1 protein-coding gene is annotated in these 517 nt (G+C 44.1%); it reads right to left on the minus strand.

Features of this window, described 5'->3' with window-relative positions:
* Positions 1 to 103: 103 nt before the first annotated feature.
* A partial coding sequence (locus tag R7190_RS30835; protein ID WP_318138338.1) for a Tim44 domain-containing protein occupies positions 104 to 517 on the minus strand: 414 nt, incomplete at its 5' end.

Here is a 517-nt window from a genome sequence, read left to right on the forward strand (position 1 = left end):
TTTTACCTGTAGAGCTATCTCCGCTCATCCAACAATTAACAGATACAAAAAATCCCGCTAAATAGCGGGATTTAATTAAGACTAAATTGAACGAGCTTGGTGATTAACCTTGAATACCAACAATCAACCAAGGTGCATTCGGTACCGTTAGGTCACGCTCTAGGTGCCAGATATCTTCAATATCTTCCTCTAGACCTTCTGCAGCATCACGGTAACGGCCACTAAATTGCAAACTTAATTGTGCTTTGTTCACATCGTATTCAGCACGAACGATCTCTGCATCGACATACATCACATCAGTGTGCTGCTCACCTTCTAGCTTCGCGCGCTCAGCTTTCAGATCTTCAAATAGACTTGGAGAAACATATTCTTCAATAGTGTCTAGTTGGTTGTGGTTCCACGCACCTTGCAAAATGCGGTAGTGCTCACGAGAACCGTTAATAAACGCAGCTTGATCGAAACCCGGTGGGTAATTGTGCGGAACATCTGTTTGAGCACCAAAACCGGTGAAACCGCC

This window comes from Vibrio sp. 1078-1, assembly GCF_033340475.1.